At 35.9% G+C, this 17,062-nt stretch carries 19 protein-coding genes; 4 read left to right on the forward strand and 15 right to left on the reverse strand.

What is annotated here, in order from left to right; genetic code table 11:
• Window positions 1–9 precede the first annotated feature (9 nt).
• From SHYC_RS10430 to hemQ, 4 genes are all read right to left on the reverse strand, one after another.
• On the reverse strand, window positions 10–477 hold the full coding sequence (locus SHYC_RS10430; protein WP_039646957.1) for a threonine/serine exporter family protein: 468 nt from the start codon (window positions 475–477) through the stop codon (window positions 10–12).
• A gap of 3 nt (window positions 478–480) precedes the next feature.
• Complete coding sequence (locus tag SHYC_RS10435) at window positions 481–1,242, reverse strand: threonine/serine exporter family protein (protein ID WP_231912776.1); 762 nt, start codon at window positions 1,240–1,242, stop codon at window positions 481–483.
• Window positions 1,243–1,259: 17 nt separating this feature from the next.
• Window positions 1,260–2,618, reverse strand: coding sequence for an APC family permease (locus tag SHYC_RS10440; RefSeq protein ID WP_039646959.1), 1,359 nt, complete (start codon window positions 2,616–2,618; stop codon window positions 1,260–1,262).
• 364 nt (window positions 2,619–2,982) lie between these two features.
• Window positions 2,983–3,732: a hydrogen peroxide-dependent heme synthase gene (hemQ, locus tag SHYC_RS10445; RefSeq protein ID WP_039646961.1), complete on the reverse strand. Its 750-nt coding sequence runs from the start codon at window positions 3,730–3,732 to the stop codon at window positions 2,983–2,985.
• Window positions 3,733–4,039: 307 nt separating this feature from the next.
• On the opposite strand from hemQ, the gene pta reads away from it, so the two are divergent.
• Both pta and SHYC_RS10455 read left to right on the forward strand, forming a co-directional pair.
• Window positions 4,040–5,029, forward strand: coding sequence for a phosphate acetyltransferase (gene pta, locus SHYC_RS10450; RefSeq protein ID WP_039646963.1), 990 nt, complete (start codon window positions 4,040–4,042; stop codon window positions 5,027–5,029).
• Window positions 5,029–5,886 (forward strand): lipoate--protein ligase family protein, encoded by an 858-nt coding sequence (locus tag SHYC_RS10455; RefSeq protein WP_039646964.1) that lies wholly within the window; start codon window positions 5,029–5,031, stop codon window positions 5,884–5,886. Before pta ends, SHYC_RS10455 begins: the two co-directional genes overlap by 1 nt.
• Before the next feature lie 168 nt (window positions 5,887–6,054).
• Here SHYC_RS10455 and SHYC_RS10460 read toward each other — a convergent pair whose 3' ends face one another.
• Together SHYC_RS10460 and SHYC_RS10465 are read right to left on the reverse strand one after the other, a co-directional pair.
• A complete protein-coding gene (locus SHYC_RS10460; protein ID WP_039646966.1) occupies window positions 6,055–7,797 on the reverse strand; it encodes a DHA2 family efflux MFS transporter permease subunit in 1,743 nt (580 codons plus the stop codon).
• An 18-nt stretch (window positions 7,798–7,815) separates the two neighbouring features.
• Window positions 7,816–8,463 (reverse strand): HlyD family secretion protein, encoded by a 648-nt coding sequence (locus SHYC_RS10465; protein ID WP_039646969.1) that lies wholly within the window; start codon window positions 8,461–8,463, stop codon window positions 7,816–7,818.
• 129 nt (window positions 8,464–8,592) lie between these two features.
• Between SHYC_RS10465 and SHYC_RS10470 the strand changes: the two genes are divergently transcribed.
• Window positions 8,593–9,150, forward strand: coding sequence for a TetR/AcrR family transcriptional regulator (locus tag SHYC_RS10470; RefSeq protein ID WP_039646972.1), 558 nt, complete (start codon window positions 8,593–8,595; stop codon window positions 9,148–9,150).
• A gap of 286 nt (window positions 9,151–9,436) precedes the next feature.
• Here the strand turns inward: SHYC_RS10470 and SHYC_RS10475 are convergent, their stop codons facing one another.
• The 5 genes from SHYC_RS10475 to SHYC_RS10495 form a co-directional block, all read right to left on the reverse strand.
• Window positions 9,437–9,988: a GNAT family N-acetyltransferase gene (locus SHYC_RS10475; protein WP_039646973.1), complete on the reverse strand. Its 552-nt coding sequence runs from the start codon at window positions 9,986–9,988 to the stop codon at window positions 9,437–9,439.
• Between the two features lie 324 nt (window positions 9,989–10,312).
• Window positions 10,313–11,764 (reverse strand): APC family permease, encoded by a 1,452-nt coding sequence (locus SHYC_RS10480; RefSeq protein ID WP_039646975.1) that lies wholly within the window; start codon window positions 11,762–11,764, stop codon window positions 10,313–10,315.
• A gap of 127 nt (window positions 11,765–11,891) precedes the next feature.
• Entirely contained in the window at window positions 11,892–12,254 is a 363-nt protein-coding gene (locus SHYC_RS10485) for a DUF423 domain-containing protein (RefSeq protein WP_037566351.1), read from the reverse strand.
• Between the two features lie 21 nt (window positions 12,255–12,275).
• A complete protein-coding gene (locus SHYC_RS10490; RefSeq protein WP_039646978.1) occupies window positions 12,276–12,623 on the reverse strand; it encodes a DUF5327 family protein in 348 nt (115 codons plus the stop codon).
• Window positions 12,620–13,282 carry a uracil-DNA glycosylase gene (locus tag SHYC_RS10495; RefSeq protein WP_039646980.1) on the reverse strand — a complete coding sequence of 221 codons (663 nt, stop codon included), beginning with the start codon at window positions 13,280–13,282 and terminating at the stop codon, window positions 12,620–12,622. Before SHYC_RS10495 ends, SHYC_RS10490 begins: the two co-directional genes overlap by 4 nt.
• 132 nt (window positions 13,283–13,414) lie before the next feature.
• Here SHYC_RS10495 and thiD point away from each other — a divergent pair, with 132 nt between their 5' ends.
• Window positions 13,415–14,245, forward strand: coding sequence for a bifunctional hydroxymethylpyrimidine kinase/phosphomethylpyrimidine kinase (gene thiD, locus SHYC_RS10500; RefSeq protein WP_039646982.1), 831 nt, complete (start codon window positions 13,415–13,417; stop codon window positions 14,243–14,245).
• A gap of 258 nt (window positions 14,246–14,503) precedes the next feature.
• Here the strand turns inward: thiD and SHYC_RS10505 are convergent, their stop codons facing one another.
• The 4 genes from SHYC_RS10505 to SHYC_RS12315 all read right to left on the reverse strand — a co-directional run bounded on the left by SHYC_RS10505 (window position 14,504) and on the right by SHYC_RS12315 (window position 16,958).
• On the reverse strand, window positions 14,504–15,394 hold the full coding sequence (locus SHYC_RS10505) for a hypothetical protein (RefSeq protein ID WP_039646984.1): 891 nt from the start codon (window positions 15,392–15,394) through the stop codon (window positions 14,504–14,506).
• A 392-nt stretch (window positions 15,395–15,786) separates the two neighbouring features.
• Window positions 15,787–15,912 carry a hypothetical protein gene (locus tag SHYC_RS12540; RefSeq protein WP_257052225.1) on the reverse strand — a complete coding sequence of 42 codons (126 nt, stop codon included), beginning with the start codon at window positions 15,910–15,912 and terminating at the stop codon, window positions 15,787–15,789.
• Between the two features lie 570 nt (window positions 15,913–16,482).
• Window positions 16,483–16,743: a hypothetical protein gene (locus tag SHYC_RS10510; protein ID WP_039646986.1), complete on the reverse strand. Its 261-nt coding sequence runs from the start codon at window positions 16,741–16,743 to the stop codon at window positions 16,483–16,485.
• Window positions 16,740–16,958 carry a hypothetical protein gene (locus SHYC_RS12315; RefSeq protein WP_158484668.1) on the reverse strand — a complete coding sequence of 73 codons (219 nt, stop codon included), beginning with the start codon at window positions 16,956–16,958 and terminating at the stop codon, window positions 16,740–16,742. Before SHYC_RS12315 ends, SHYC_RS10510 begins: the two co-directional genes overlap by 4 nt.
• Between the last annotated feature and the right edge of the window lie 104 nt (window positions 16,959–17,062).

Here is a 17,062-nt window from a genome sequence, read left to right on the forward strand (position 1 = left end):
GCTTAAAATTTATTCAATATGTTTCCGTTTGGGTTTAATAATTTGAACAGGTTTACGTATAAAAGACTTCGCAAATTGGTCAGAAAATAATAGACCTACGGCAATCGCCCCGGCAATAAGCGTTGCGCGTATAAAAATGACGTTTGCCTCATTAAAATCTAAGGTTAATAATTTTTGAGCGGCTTTAAAAAATATACTCCCTGGGACTAATGGGATAATACCAGGTACCATAAAGATAATGACTGGGGATTTCATTACACGTGCCATAATGTGACTTAAAATCCCTAATGTAAAACTTCCTAATAAACTAGCGTAAATACTGTCCACATTCAAAATAACGGTAGCGACATGATAAATAATGTATCCACATCCGCCACATAAACCTGCAGGGATAAAGAGCCGTTTCGGTGCATCATATACAAAAGCAAAACAGAAGGCAGTTAAAAAGCTAAATATAAACATAAAAACTAAAATCATCACTTAACCTCCTATTAACAAAAATGCCGTTGTAATACCTGCACCAATACCAAATGAAGTTACAATGGCTTCTAAAAACTTTGCGGTAAACATTAACATATGACGTTCAAATAAATCTTGTATAGCTGTTGTAATCAACACTCCTGGTACTATCGGCATAACTGCTGCAGTAATAATGGCACCTAAATCTGGACTTTGAAGCCACATATTTAATGAAAGAGCAATGAGTCCAATAACCAATGAGCCAATCATATCAGGAATAAAGAGTGTTAACTGTTTCCCTTTCATAAACTCCGTTACTAAAAAGCCACATGCACCCGCAAGTGCCGCAGGAAACAATTCCAACCATCCGCCACCTAACAAATATAAAAAGCTCATTGAAATCATGCCTGCAAACAACATTTTATGCCAAAGATGATAACGCTTTGTATTTTTGTCAATATCTTTTAACGCTTGGTACGCTTCCGCATACGTTAATTCATGTCTTGCGATTTGGCGAGATACTTGATTAACGAAATAAATTTTACGTAAGTTTGTATCATTTTTATTGATTTTGACCATGCGCGATTCATGATCAGGTGACAACGAAAAATTGATAAAAATATTTAAAGCATAGCCTTGAACTTCATGAAAACCATAACTTGCCGCAATGCGCACCATCGTATCCTCAATACGTTTCGCTTCAGCGCCCGCTTCAAGTAAAATGCGCCCAGCAAGAATAATGATATTGGCAACGTCTCTATCTGTTGGTAATGTATGCGACACGTTGTCACCTTCTTTCTCTATAATTGTTTCATCTTATTTCTAACTGTATACCAATATAGCGGAATACCCATTAATAGCCCCATTACTGCAATACCAGCTCCGAGTGGGTCTGAAATCAAAGTATTAATAATAATAAACAAACCGCCAAAAAGTGCTAATATCGGCAACACTGGGTAAAACGGAACGGAAAACGCACGTGGCTTTCCTTTATTTTGACGTCTTAAAATAAACAATCCGATAAATGCAGCCATATAAAAGAAATAAATGATAAAAATCGTTATTTCAGATAGATAATCGGCATCAAAAACCGATGGAAATATGATACTTAACGTTAAAATAATAAACGTCAATATCGACATTACTGCGTGTGCACCGATAGGTGTTTCAAACCGTGGACTAATATATCTAATACCTTTTGAACCAGGAAGTAAGCCATCTTGAGCCATAGCAAACGGTATACGTGGAAAAGTCATCACTTTCCCATTTAACGTTCCTATAATTGAGACAATTAACCCAATATTGACAATTTTAGCGCCGATGCCCCCAAAAAGCACTATTGCTGCTTCAGCACTTACATTATTTCCAAAATTTAAAATGTCGGCAGCTGGTAGTATTTTAAATACCGCCACATTGATGAGCACATAAACCAATGTGACTATCAAAATACCAATGAACATGGCTAATGGTAAATGTTTTTGAGGGTTTTTCATTTCTCCTGACATCGTCGTCAACAAAATCCACCCATCATAAGCAAAAAGGGTTGCCAATACAGCACGCCCAAAATTTACTGTACCATCTTTATTTAAAATGAGTTCCGTCACATTTTGACCAAAAATCCCTGATTGACCATAAATCAATCCGAAAGTAACAATCGCGATAATTGGTATTAACTTTGCTAAGGTTGTCATATTTTGAACTGCGTTCGCATAATAGGTACCTATCATATTGGTAACCAGTAGAAAAAGAAAAATCCCAGCACCAATTGGAATAATCCAAAATTGTGATAATACGAAAAAATTAGTAATTAATATGCCAAGAAATAAAATCAACGATACGATAATGGCGGGTCCATATAACACCGTTAACGTATAGCCTGTTAAAAACCCCCAAAATGACCCATAAATATCTTTTATATAAGCATATAATCCGCCAGTACGTGTAATTTGTGCACCTACTTCAGCAATCGTTAACCCTGAAGCAAGTGTTAATACACCGCCTATAATCCAGGCCCACAATGCCATATTACTCGTTCCAGCGTATGCTAAAACGGAACTCGGCTTAACAAAAACGCCCGATCCAATGATTGTCCCTACGATGATTGTCACAGCTGTAAATAAACCAATCGTTGGTTTCAAAGTATGTTTTTCCGAATGCATTCCTTTGCCTCCTTATGAAATCTTAACGATTCCACTATAACACGAAACGTCGTATGAAATTGGTATAAAATCATATTTGTTATGAAGGTATCATTCGACACTCCCTTTTAATTGCACAAGGAGCATAGACACGCCAGATGGTTCAATTTTTGATTCTTTTTAGCGTCCCTTTTTAGCACCACATCACTCTCGACGAAACCATTATCTATATTGACGCTAATGAAACATATATGCACAATGACCTCTTAATCGTCTCTTAGAGTGAATCAAGTATACAAGGAGCCACCAACATTCATATACAAATGAACATTGATGGCTCCTTTAATTAAGTGAAACGCAAAGTTATACGTGTGTATATCTTCCATTAAATCTCGAAAAATGTCGTTAATCCTGTCGTATCTAATCGATTACCTATAAAGAAACTGCCAAATTCTCCGTATCTTGCAGTTGTTTCATCAAAGCGCATTTCATAAACAATTTTTTTGAATTGGAGCACATCGTCCGCAAAGAGTGTCACACCCCATTCAAAATCATCAAATCCTACAGACCCTGTAATAAACTGTTTAATTTTACCTGCATACTTACGACCTATCATGCCGTGATTGTACATTAATTTTTGACGTTCCTCCATCGATAACATGTACCAATTATACGTTTCGTTACGACGTTTATTCATCGGATAAAAACATATATATTCTGTCGTAGGGAGTTCTGGATAAAGACGCGCTTTAATATGTGGGTTTTCATACGGATCTTCTTCTGATTTTCCAGCAAGGTAATTACTCAACTCAATAACTGATACATATGAATATGTAGGAATGAGGTGATCAGAAATAGATAATTTGTTTAATTCATTTTCAATTTCCGTTAAATCTTTCATTTCAGGACGTAAAAACCATAAGAAGATGTCTGCTTTTTGCCCCGTCACATTATACATGACGTGATCACCTTGACCGTGTTCTTTTACGCTTTTTAATTCATTTAATTTATGTTCAAATTCTGTAATCATATTGTGTCGTTCTTCTTCTGGTACCAAGCGCCAAGAAGCCCAGTCTACTGCGTAAAATAAATGTAAGCTGTACCATCCGTCTAAAGTCTCTGCTGCGTGACTCATTTATGCACACTCCTTTGATTTAATCTCTAACTCATTAAATTTTATCATACTCCTTTAAGAAGACCGAACGTTACGATTAGTAACATTTTATGAACAAAATAAGTATATTGGCAAAAGGGCGCATCAATTTTCAAAAATGTCACATTGTTTGGGCTAACCTAAAAGTATGATATGCCCACCCTTTTTCTGCTTAATTGTAAATCAATGCATGCGTGGGATTTAAAACGCCCCCCTTGGAAAACGCACCAAAATTATCGTATAATTACAATGGCATTATATGTTGATAGGAAAGTAGAGGAGGACAAATATGTCTAGTTTATTAGATGTTTTAAAAGAAAAATTATCAGGACAAAATGTTCGTATCGTATTACCAGAAGGTGAAGATGAGCGCGTCTTATCTGCAGCAGTTGAATTGCAAAAATCAGATTACGTGACACCTATCGTTTTAGGTAATAAGGCGAATATTGAAGCGCTCGCTAAAGACAAAGGTCTTTCTATCGATGGTTTAGAATTCATTCAACCAGACGAAAGCGACTTAAAATCAGACTTAGTTGCAAAATTTGTTGAACGTCGTAAAGGTAAAGCGACAGAAGAACAAGCACAAGAATTATTAAATAACGTGAACTACTTCGGCACAATGCTTGTGTATGCTGGTAAAGCTGATGGTTTAGTTAGTGGTGCTGCACACTCTACAGCAGACACTGTACGTCCTGCATTACAAATTATTAAAACAAAACCAGGTGTATCTAAAACATCAGGAATCTTCTTTATGATCAAAGAGGATCAACAATATATTTTCGGTGATTGTGCAATCAACCCTGAATTAGGGGCTTCAGATTTAGCCGAAATCGCAGTTGAAAGCGCAAAATCTGCACAAAGTTTTGGCATGGATCCTCGTGTTGCGATGTTAAGCTTTTCAACAAAAGGCTCTGCTAAATCTGACGATACTGAAAAAGTGGCTGAAGCGGTTAAATTGGCACAAGAGAAAGTGGAATCAGAAGGTTTAACTAACGTTGTCATTGACGGCGAATTCCAATTTGATGCAGCCATTGTTCCAGAGGTAGCGAAGAAAAAAGCACCTGGCGCTAAAATTCAAGGTGATGCGAATGTATTCATTTTCCCTAGCCTAGAGGCAGGTAATATTGGCTACAAAATTGCACAACGATTAGGCGGTTTTGATGCAGTTGGTCCTGTATTACAAGGTTTAAATTCACCAGTAAATGATTTATCACGTGGTTGTTCAAGTGAAGATGTCTACAACTTATCTATCATCACAGCCGCTCAAAGTTTACAATAATGGACTTAACATCTAAATACTTCAAGGATATGACTTGGCGCTATGTAGATCATGCGACAGGCTTAGCGCCCATGCAATCCTTTGCTTTTGACGATACGTTTTGTGAGAGTGTAGGCAAAGATACGTCCCCTAATGTCGTTCGAACTTGGATACATCAACACACCGTTATATTAGGAATACATGATTCACGTCTACCTCACTTAAAGGATGGCATTCAATTTTTGACGGATGTAAAGGGCTATAACGCTATCGTTCGAAATTCAGGTGGATTAGGCGTCGTCTTAGATCAAGGGATTTTAAACATTTCTTTAATGTTTAAAGGAAAAACCGAAACGCGTATTGACGAAGCGTTTACTGTGATGTATTTGCTCATAAGCAAAATGTTTGAAGATGAAAATGTTGATATTGACACCTTTGAAATTACACATTCCTATTGTCCAGGAAAATTTGATTTAAGTATCAATCATCAAAAATTTGCAGGTATATCACAACGTCGGGTACGTGGTGGGATTGCTGTACAAATCTATTTATGTGTCGAGGGGTCAGGCAGTGAACGTGCACAATTAATGAAAGATTTTTACGCTCATGCATTAAAAGGTAAAAAAACAAAATTCACCTATCCTGACATTTATCCACATCATATGGCGTCATTACAAGAACTCTTTCAATCTGACATTCAAGTTCAAGACGTAATGTTTAAGTTGCTATATGCGCTAAAAAATCTGGGTGGCACACTCACTACAGACCCTATTACGCCAGAAGAATGGGAACGTTATGAATATTACTACCATCGCATGCTTGAACGCAACGCTAAAATGAACGAATGCTTAAGTGAATCTAAAGAGACTCGGACATAAATCATTTCAATTTTGATTTACCATCCTTCCCCGCGCATAAAGCCTAAATATATAAATATAACCAACAAAGTTCATGTACGAAGCACTTTGTTGGTTTTTTGATTAACAGGGGAGCTATGTCCTAGCCCCGACTTTTATGAAATTTTACTTTCCTATTTTATATTCTGCTTATTCATGCGAAATGTAGTGTGATTTTCCTTTTAAAAAGAAACTCAAAACAAATGCAAGAAAGCTTAGTGCCGTTGCTACCCAAAAAGCGCTATTAACCCCATCAACAGAAGCCAGCTGATTCACAAATTTAATAACACTTCCTAAAGCCTGTTCTTTTCCACCCATTTGTTGCGCCATCATACCGACTTGGTCCTTTATAAAAGGCTTAGTCTGGTCTAAATCTTGTTGAAATGAAGCGAGGTGTGATTCTGTTTGTTGCGTCATCACAGTCACTAATATTGCAGTACCGATAGATCCTGCAAGTTGACGCATTGTGTTAATTAATGCATTACCATGAGAAATTAACCTTGCTGGTAATGCGTTCATACCTGCTGTCATAATTGGCATCATCACAAAACTCATGCCAAAAGAGCGAATCATATAAATCATTAATATAGACGAATAAGGTGTTTTCATGGTTAACTGCGTTAATTCCCATGTACCATACGTTGTAATCGCCAAACCAATAATGGCCAATGGTTTAATACCAATAGTATCAAGTAATTTACCCGCGATTGGACCCATAAAGCCCATGATAATTGCTCCTGGTAATAATAATAGCCCTGAATCTAATGCTGAGAAACCCCTTAAACTTTGAAGGTAAAGTGGTAATAAAATCATACCCCCAAACAAACTCATTGTTACAATCATATTTATAAGTGCTGTTAATGTATATCCCGAGTACTTTAATACACCAAAATCAAGCATAGGTGCTTTCATAGTCATCTCACGTATAACAAACGCGATTGTAAACGTACTTCCAATCAGAAACATGGCAATGATTTCCGGAGAACCCCAACCTTTATTGCCGGCTTCACTAAAGCCGTATAATAAAGCACCGAAACCAAGTGTACTGAATATAATTCCTGGGATATCCGCCTTTGGATGTGTTGTTTTTTGGTATATACCAAACCAAATATAAGAGAGCATAAAAGATAAGAAACCTACTGCAAACATGCCATAAAACATGACATGCCAATCGAAATTTTCAACAATATAACCTGACAAAGTCGGTCCGATTGCTGGTGCTAATATCATCGCTACACCCAAAATTCCCATGGCCATCCCACGTTTTTGAGGCGGAAATATCGTCATAAACACATTTGTTCCTAATGGCATTAATACGCCTGCACCAATCGCTTGAAGTACACGCCCTGTCATCATCACTGGAAAACTCCACGCAATTGCGCATACAAATGAACCTAATGTGAACACGACCATCGCTACTAGAAATAGGCTGCGATAAGAAAATTTATGAAACAAATACGCACTAACTGGTATTAAAATACCATTAACTAACATAAACCCTGTCATTAACCATTGTCCTGTTGAAGCCGAGATATTAAAGTCGGTATTTATAACAGGTAATGCCGTATTAAGTAATGTTTGATTTAAAATGGTAATGAACATGCCGAACACCATTGCTACTAATATTTTATTACGTGTAATCCCCTTTTTAAACACATAATCTTGAGTGGCATGTTGCGCCGTTTCATTAACCGGCTTCTGGGATTCATTTTTTTCGTCGATTTGAAATTGATAAGCAGAGGAAGACTTCCCTGCTTTAGATTGTGATGCTTCTTTTTGATTTATTTTTTCAGATGTTTGCAATCTGGATAAACGCTTATTTCGCTTGATTATTACCATATTCATACAAACAATCACAATAAGGGCAACAACGACATATAACGTAATGAACATCTTTTGTCCTCCCTATTATTAATTTTTATGAATACGCACTTCCGCGTTCATTCCTGGCACAATCCCCTTAGAAGGCTGACTATCTAATTTAATTTTTACAGGAACAACTTGACTGACTTTAGTATAGTTACCATCACTGTTAGATGAAGGCATTAATGAAAAGCTCGCCGCAGTCGCATTACCAATATGATCAACATGACCTTTAATTTCCGAATCTTGACCATCGATAGAGACATCCACCGTTTGACCTTCACTCAAGCCTTTAATGTCCGTTTCATCAATGTTGGCAGTAATATAGAGCGCATCCATATTATAGGCATATGCCATAGGTTGACCTGCTTGTGCTATTCCTTTTTCTTGTCCATCTAATTTGGCAATCGTCCCATCTTTAGGCATTTTCACTTCCATAGTTTGAGGTTGCCCATCTTGACCTTGGCCACAGATTTCAGCTACCGTGTCCCCTTCTTTCACCTTGTCACCCTCTTGAACGTTTAATTTTGAAATTTCTCCTGAAATTGGGCTTGCAAGTTTCATTTGCTTACTATCTACTTTAGCGTTATCTGTGTTTATATAATTTGCAGATTGATTATAGAAATAAAATGCAACTACACCTATCACGACTAACAACAGTATCGTTGCAATATTAATCAAAATAATTTTTTTCATACAATAAACTCTCCTCCAGTTAAAATTAACAATCTGTATTATATAACCAATTATCTAGTGATTTATACAGACAATCTTTTTAAATGTGTCGGATTTGAAAATATATTATAATAGCGTTGGGTGATAGACATGAATAGAGGAAATGCAAGGCTTGCCATTATTAAGGCAATGGTGTCATTGTTAGAGGTTGAAAAATTTGAATATATAACAATCAAACAAATTTGTGCTGAAAGTAGGGTCCATCGCTCGACATTTTATGCACACTTTGAAGATAAATATCAATTAATGGATACGATTCAAGCATACCATATGAAAAGATACCATAAGCTTATGCTCTATACGAAGAACCTCATAGAAACGTACCCTTTGGACGTTGCAAAACAACGACTTATTCAAGTTTTCCGCGTGTTATTTACGTATATGCAACGTTTTAAAAAATATTTCATAAGTCTTGTTTTGACACAGTCACAGTATCGCCTCGTACGCGATTATATTCAATTTACTAAAGAAGGTTACTCCTCTATTTTAGAAGTGCTACCGCCATTAAAAGATTCAAAGTACTTTATCGACTATACCATTGGAGGACAACTCGCAATTATCTATTCGTGGCTTTCAGGAGGATGTAAAGAAGACAGTGAAGCAATGGCGCAAATATTATTCAATAACATTATTAAAGTTAATCGTTAGCCTAGCAGTCATATTTTGATGACATGCAAACGCCCACTGCACTTTAAAGATAAGCATGTTAATAGGCCTGACTCACTTAAGACAGTCGCTACGCTATCTTAATGAGCAGGCCTTTTTATTGGAGAACTTTTTTGAAAATGAAAAACACAAAATGATATGTCGTGACTGTGCATATCTTTTGCTTAAATCTAATGTACCATGTTTTCTGAATTTTTGGGATAGAAATATTGAATATTTATTAATTTTTTATGAACATTTTACTTAATTGGCTTAAAATATCCCATTTTTATGTGTTTGAAAAGTGACGTTTAAGCAACTCATAATGATACATCGTCACATAGGTGTTGTTTCGGTAAAGCGACTCCCGCGCTTCACCCATAAATCGAAATCCTGCTTTTTCTGCGACACGTTGACTCGCTATATTCTCCTTTTGTGCACGAATTTCGAGGCGATTTAACATTAATTCGTTAAAAGCGATATCACATAATAACTTGACCGCTTTAGTCATCACACCTTGACCTGTCACATGCTGACTCAACCAATACCCTACTTCACCTTGGTTGTTTATCGTGTCTATTTTATGTAAATCGACCGCACCTACAAGTTGATTCTCTTCATAAATAAAATATAGACGTGATTGATTCTCCGCTTCTAATCGCAGCGCTTCTTTTAAAAATTTCACTTCATCTTCTATTGATTGAACGTAATCAATCCAATCTAGAAACTCGCGTAAATGTTCACGCTCTTGCTTTACAACTTCAAATACTTCATAGGCTCGCGACATATCTAATTTCACTAAACTAAAACGTGTGTCTATTGGCAACCTAAAATAATGCATCTGAGACCACCCTTTTTTATATAAAATTACTTTTAATTAAAACATATCATTCTAAAATTTGCAAAACAATGTAAAAATTCAGAAAAAATCATATTTCTCAACTCTTTTAACCCTTCCAGTGTTTTTACTTTTCCACATACAAAAAATCCCTATAAAGTGTTCACTATTAAAGCGTCTACTTTATAGGGCGCATATCATTTTAAATAAATTTAATCATCAAAGTGTAATAAAAATTATGGATTTAAAACATATAAATTCGATTCATTTATTAACGAAAAACGAAAATATATTTTGTGGTAAAGTTTTTAGAAAAGCGAGGTATTGCTATTTCTCAATCATTTTTACGATATCTTTGTTATTTGCATCTAAAATCAATTTTGAAAGTTCTTCTTTATCGATGCGACGTAATTTAGGATAACGTATGATGAAGAAAATGAATCCTAATACTGTCCATCCTGCTAATGCAATATACGATGGCCCTGATAATGATGCTGGTGACCATGGGAACAGCAATAAGAATAAGAATACAAATGCAATCACCGAACCTACAATCGCAAATGTTTTATAGACGGGCCCATAAGACGGACTCGATTTGTCATAACTGAATAACTTGGCCGCTGCTAGACAGGTCACAAAATACGCGACCGAAACCCCTGTAGATGACATATCCACAATCCAAGTGAGTGCAGTACGTCCGAGCCAAGGTGCAATTAATGTCAATGAAACTAAAAAGATAATCGCCACATAAGGTGTTTTATATTTTGGGTGTAGTTTACTGAAAACGGTTGGCATAATCCCTGAGCGTCCCATTGAAAACAATAAACGACTTGAGCTAAGTAAGAAGCCATTTAAACCTGTGAATATTCCCATTATTATGGCAATGGCTAACACACCCAAACCAATCGTTCCAAACGCTTCACGCGTAACTGAACCTGTTAACCATAAGTCTTGACTTGCACCACTTAACCACCCAGTGTATAAAATCATCATTGTGTATGTTAATCCAGCAGCGATTAAGCTATATACGATTAATTTAAATGTTTTATTGGGTGAGAAATTAAACTCTTCTGCCGTTTGAGGAATGTTATCAAATCCAACATAGGCCCACGGCGCAACAGCGACAATCATAATAATGGCTTGAAACCAACCATACTGCGGTCCATTTAACGGTTGCAAGTTGTTAAATGAAAAATTCGACCCAAAAAATGAGCTTATAAAAAGTAATACGACCACTGTCACCATCGCTACACAAAAATAATACTGTAATGAACCTGAGACACTCGCACCTTTAATCGCAATGAACATAAATACGAGTAATAAGACTGTAGCAATAATAATTTCTGTGATATAAACATCCCAGCCAGCAATCGTATATAATTTTCCAACCTCTAAAAAGTCAGGAAGTAAAAATTTAATTAATAAACTAAACGCTGTAGCATTTAATGCCACTACGCAAATATATCCAAATGTTAAAAACCAAGATGAAAAAAAGCTAACATAACGTCCGAATCCTAAATAACTAAACGCAAAACCTCCGCCAGATACTGGGAATCGTTCAACTAAAGCACCGTAACTTACGGCGATAATGATCATGAGCAACGCACCGATTAATATTCCAATTGATGCGGCAATAGGACCTGATTGTGCAATCCAGTCACCAGGTAATATAAAGGACCCCCATCCAATACAAGAGCCATACGCAATTGCCCATACAAACTTCTCTGATAAATTCGCTTGTAAATCGCCACGATCTATTTGATTGTGTTTATTTTGCATATACTATTCACCCCTTGTTACATTATACCGATGACTAAAAAATTAACAATCATTTTCTTAAACAAATTAAAAACACACATTTAAACAATATTTTGCCTAAGCAAAGCTTCAAATGTGTGTTTAATAATTAAATTTTAAATGCTGCAATCGCAAGCATAAGCCAGCTCACGACAAATAACACGCCACCAATTGGTGTAATTGCACCTAAAACACTTACTCCTGTCAGTGACAAAATGTATAAAGACCCACTAAAGAATAAAATACCTAAAAACATGAGCCAACCTGCCCATCCTACATTCACGTCAAATGCGCCACCAACAATACCAATCAGAACTAATCCTAATGCATGGTACATTTGGTACATCGTCGCTTTTTCCCAAACAGACATATAGTGTTCTGATAATTTTCCTTCTAAAGCATGTGCGCCGAATGCACCTGTGCCAACAGCGAACAGTGCATTTAATGCGCCTAAAATTATAAATACTTTCATAAGTTTCGCTCCTATCATTTATTAAAAGTCAAAAAGTGATTCTCCATTTCCTAAGGCATCATCTGTGATCATTCGAGGATTCGAAGGCGTATGTGATGCATGTGACGCTTGTGATGGCACTTTACCACCCATTAAACGAATTTCTTCATCTGTTACCGTCTGTGCAGAGGATGAAGCGTGTGAAACGGTAACTTGCTTCCCTTGCTTGCGCTGTAAGGATGGTGCAGAAGATTGTGAATCGGAATGTGAATATAATGATGTAAGCGTATGAATGGCATACATATGTTTTTCAAATTCACTATTAGTTTGGGAGGCCTCTGCCTTTATTAATTCAGCTTCAATGAGTTCAATCATTTTTTCTTTATTCATGCGTCTCCTCCTCTCTCACACCAATGTATTGGTGCTTTGCCTTGTTGTTCTAAATAAGCATTTGCTTGTGAATACGGTTTTGAACCAAAAAAACCACGATGTGCCGACAATGGGCTCGGATGGGGTGATTTTATAATAAAATGTTTTGACGTATCAATGAGGCGTTCTTTTTGTTGTGCAGGTTTTCCCCATAAAATAAATACAACACCTTCACGATTGTCTGAGATAGCTTGAATGATTTCATTGGTAAACGTTTCCCAACCAATATCTCGATGAGAGTGCGCTTCTCCATGGCGCACTGTAAGCACAGTATTTAATAACAGAACACCCTCTCGCGCCCAATCTTGCAAGTGTGGCGACGTACGATGACAGCCAATGTCAGCCTCTAACTCTTTATACATATTACGTAACGAAGGTGGAAATTTCGCATTGGGTTGGACTGAAAAAGCAAGACCATGTGCTTGGTTCGGACCGTGATAAGGATCTTGACCTAAAATCACAACTTTGACATTGTCAAATGGTGTTAAATCAAACGCTTGGTATATATTTTTACGTTCTGGATAAACAATTTCAGTCGTATACTCTTTTTCTAAAAAATCATGCATCGCTTTAAAATCATGTTTTGATTTTATTTCATGAAAAATGGTGGACCATTCCATAACCTTCACCTCAGTTCACATTTTAACACAATTCAATGAAAAACTCGCCCGCGTTAAAACGAATATATTTCCACTTAAAGCCGTGCGTGATATGATAATAATTAACAATTGAATTCGAGGAGTGTATAAATAATGGCATTAAAAAAAGTATTAACCATTGCAGGTTCTGACACAAGTGCTGGGGCTGGCATGCAAGCTGATTTAAAAACATTTCAAGAGCATGACACTTATGGCATGGTTGCACTTGCTGCAATTGTCACTATGGATAAAAACACATGGTCACACGATGTGACGCCAATTCCATTCGATGTGTTTAATAAACAACTTGAAACGGTCATTAGTATTGGCCCAGATGCCGTTAAAACAGGTATGCTTGGAACACAAGAAGTTATCAAACGTGCCGGGGAAGCTTTTACAGAGTCTGGCGCAAAGCATTTTGTTGTAGACCCTGTTATGGTATGTAAAGGGGAAGACGAAGTATTAAACCCGGGAAATACTGATGCAATGATTGAATATTTACTACCAAAAGCAACTGTTGTGACGCCCAACTTGTTTGAAGCAGGTCAATTGTCAGGGTTGGGGACATTAAAATCTATAGAAGATATGAAAAAAGCGGCTCAAATCATTCATAATCAAGGTGCGCAACATGTAGTCATTAAAGGTGGTAAAGCACTGGATCAAGATAAGTCATACGATTTGTATTATGATGGTCAAACATACTATCAATTAACGACAGATATGTTCCAACAAAGTTATAATCATGGTGCAGGGTGTACATTCGCTGCTGCAACGACAGCAAATTTGGCAAACGGCTTAACACCAAAAGAAGCTGTTATTAATGCAAAAGCGTTTGTTGCTTCAGCGATTAAAAATGGATGGAAAATGAATGACTTTGTAGGCCCAGTTGATCACGGTGCCGCAAATCGCATTGAAAAAATTGACGTTGAAGTTACAGAAATTTAAAAAATAAAGGTCACGCAAAATGACCAAATTAACTCAGCCCTATAATAGAACCTTCAAAATCCATTCTCTTGATTTTGAAGGTTTTTATGTTACTTATAATATAAAAATTTAATACGCACATTTTTCTAGTTTAATGGTGGTTTAGTTCCCTTTAATAAAAGGGTTATTGCGCTATTTTTAAAAACAAAAAATCGATCTAATGATACACGCTATTCATTCACTAGACCGATGTTTTACAGAACTTAAACTTATTAATTGCTATTTGATTTTTTGACCATTTGCATCCAATTTTACCAAAGGTTGTCCTTCTACTTGTTTGTATGTACCTACAATCTCTAAATTATGATTGCGATAATTCACTGTCCACCCAGTAAGACCATTGTCCCAACGCACATTATCCCAAATATAATCTTTTGTATTGAGAGGTTTTCCTTCAAATTTGTTGATCATCTCATACACTTGGCTTCGTGCATGTGCCATAGTTGCTGGGTTCTCTTTTTCTTCAAAATCTTTACGCGTTGCTTCATTTTCCATAGGATTTTTATTTGCAAACTCTACTTTTTGTGATAGTTCGGTTAGTGACTTAAGTTGTTTATTTTGGGCATATAACGTGTCTAAATCTAGTTCTTTACCCGTTTCTAATAATTGTTGATACGTTCCTGGACTTTGCGTACCTCCGATAAATGCTTTATGCTTCCCAATTCCCATGACGGTATTAAACCCTTTTTTGGGCGGATAAACGCTATAAAATTTCATATCATCGGGTCCGTTTGTATACCCTTTTGATTCAATTAAATATAATTTATACAATTGTTTCTTTTGAGGTTTATTCAAATAATCTTGTTCGAAAACACCCGTTAAAATCTCTTCTTTCGATAATGTAAACGCAGTTGCTTCTGGTGATGAAAATACTAAAGCTGCTTTCATCTGATCCGGCAATTTGGCGACGTCGTCCTCATGTGTCGTTGTCTGTGTTTTATTAGACGTTGATGCTTGATTGTCTTTTGATGCCTTTTGAGATGTATCAGCAGAATCATGCTTATGTGTGGCTGATTTTTCATCTTTATGAGATGGTTGTGCCGATTGTTGATCATTACCGCACGCTGATACTAAAACAAGGGTCATCACTATTAGAATCCACTTCTTCATCTATCTTCATTCCTCCCCTAAATATGTCTATAATTTTTATGATATATCACTCATTATTATAACATTCCAAATTATAAATTACTTTTTAAATTCTGAGTAACAGAATAAGACGCTTTTAAAAATCATTATTTTTAGCATCGTTTATTGAGATCAGGTTCAGATATCATACTTTGTAGACTCTAAAATAGCGTTGTACTAACAACAAATGCATTTAACACTCTTTTACAGTTTAAATTGATGAGTAAATGCTGACCATAGTGACCGTAATAAAATCAACTCATTTGTTATTTGACCATACACCCTCATGAGCATTGTTCAATGATGTGTAACAATTATAGCCATTACTATTCATTTAAGTCACAAAAAATGGGTATACAAACTATGCATACCAATTAATCAAAAATATTTTCTTTTTCTTCATATAATCTAACTTCATATACACCTAAATTCTTTTTACAAAGCGCTCTAACCAAATTAGGAATAAATTGAATCTCTGTTTTAATTAACAGCACAGTCATAGTATCAATATCCACAAACGTATAACTATGATGTTCAGGCAAATAAGCCTTAGTTAATTTTTCAATTGTTTTTATTACATGCTTTCGTACTTTGTATTAATCCCATCCACCAATATTTAAAATAAAAGTTTTTTGCTCGTCTGAATCATCCGTATTATCAATCAATTTCATATATACTCAACCCCTTTAAATATTTCTTGCATCATAACATATAAAACCATAATTTTATAAAAAATAATTGTAACTCTTCCCCCTGATTTTAAAGCTTGTTAAATCTTCTTGCCCACTAAATGATCCCGTCGTCTTTCAACGGTCAATATACAATCGTTTTTTCAACAGAATTATAAAACTGTTATAGACACACCGAGCTTTCTTTAAATCTTTTAACTTTTCCTCTATTTATCTAAGGATTTTGAAACGTTTTAATGAATATAGGGAGCGTAAACAAAATATTATTCTTAATTATACATGAGTGTTTTGTTTTTGAAATAATATAAAAAATCGATTAAGTAAAAACGCTTTTACCTAACCGATGCTTTTTTTACTAGAATTTTTATCACAACACCATATTTAAAAAGATAAGGTGATTTTCAACATCGTTTCATCTAAAGTATTTTTTACTAAAATGAATGTGTTGTGATCTTCTATTTTGTAAGATTCATTTAAATGAATCGGTTTTACATATTTAACGTGGTACGTTAAAGGATAACGATGTAGTGATTGCCATATACGTTCAATAACCATCTGCCCTGGCACAATTTTTGGATGAAGTGGATTGTCATCTTGAACAATGTTCAAATAGTGTCGCACGTCTGCTTCATTAAAAGTCATAGTTTCACCTGCTTTATAAATGTGTGATGCACGGTTAGTACGTCATTGACATTCATCTCAAAACGGTAGCGCTCAAAATGTTTTATCTTTGTCGCTTCTAATAAGGTCAGTGTCGCTTGAACGTGCGGTTGTTTTGGGAGAGGGGCATTTTGTGTGACTTGCGTTTCGACTAGCGTGATCGGTAAAGTGATGAAAGGTTGAAACAACTCAAACACATGCCAAAAACGCGCAAAAATAACGGTGGTATGTCATTTTCAGCATAATGAAATGATGCTTGATAGGCTTGTAATTCAAACTCATCAATAATAAGCGTCCGAGT

Origin of the sequence: Staphylococcus hyicus, assembly GCF_000816085.1 — a bacterium.
Lineage (GTDB): Bacteria > Bacillota > Bacilli > Staphylococcales > Staphylococcaceae > Staphylococcus > Staphylococcus hyicus.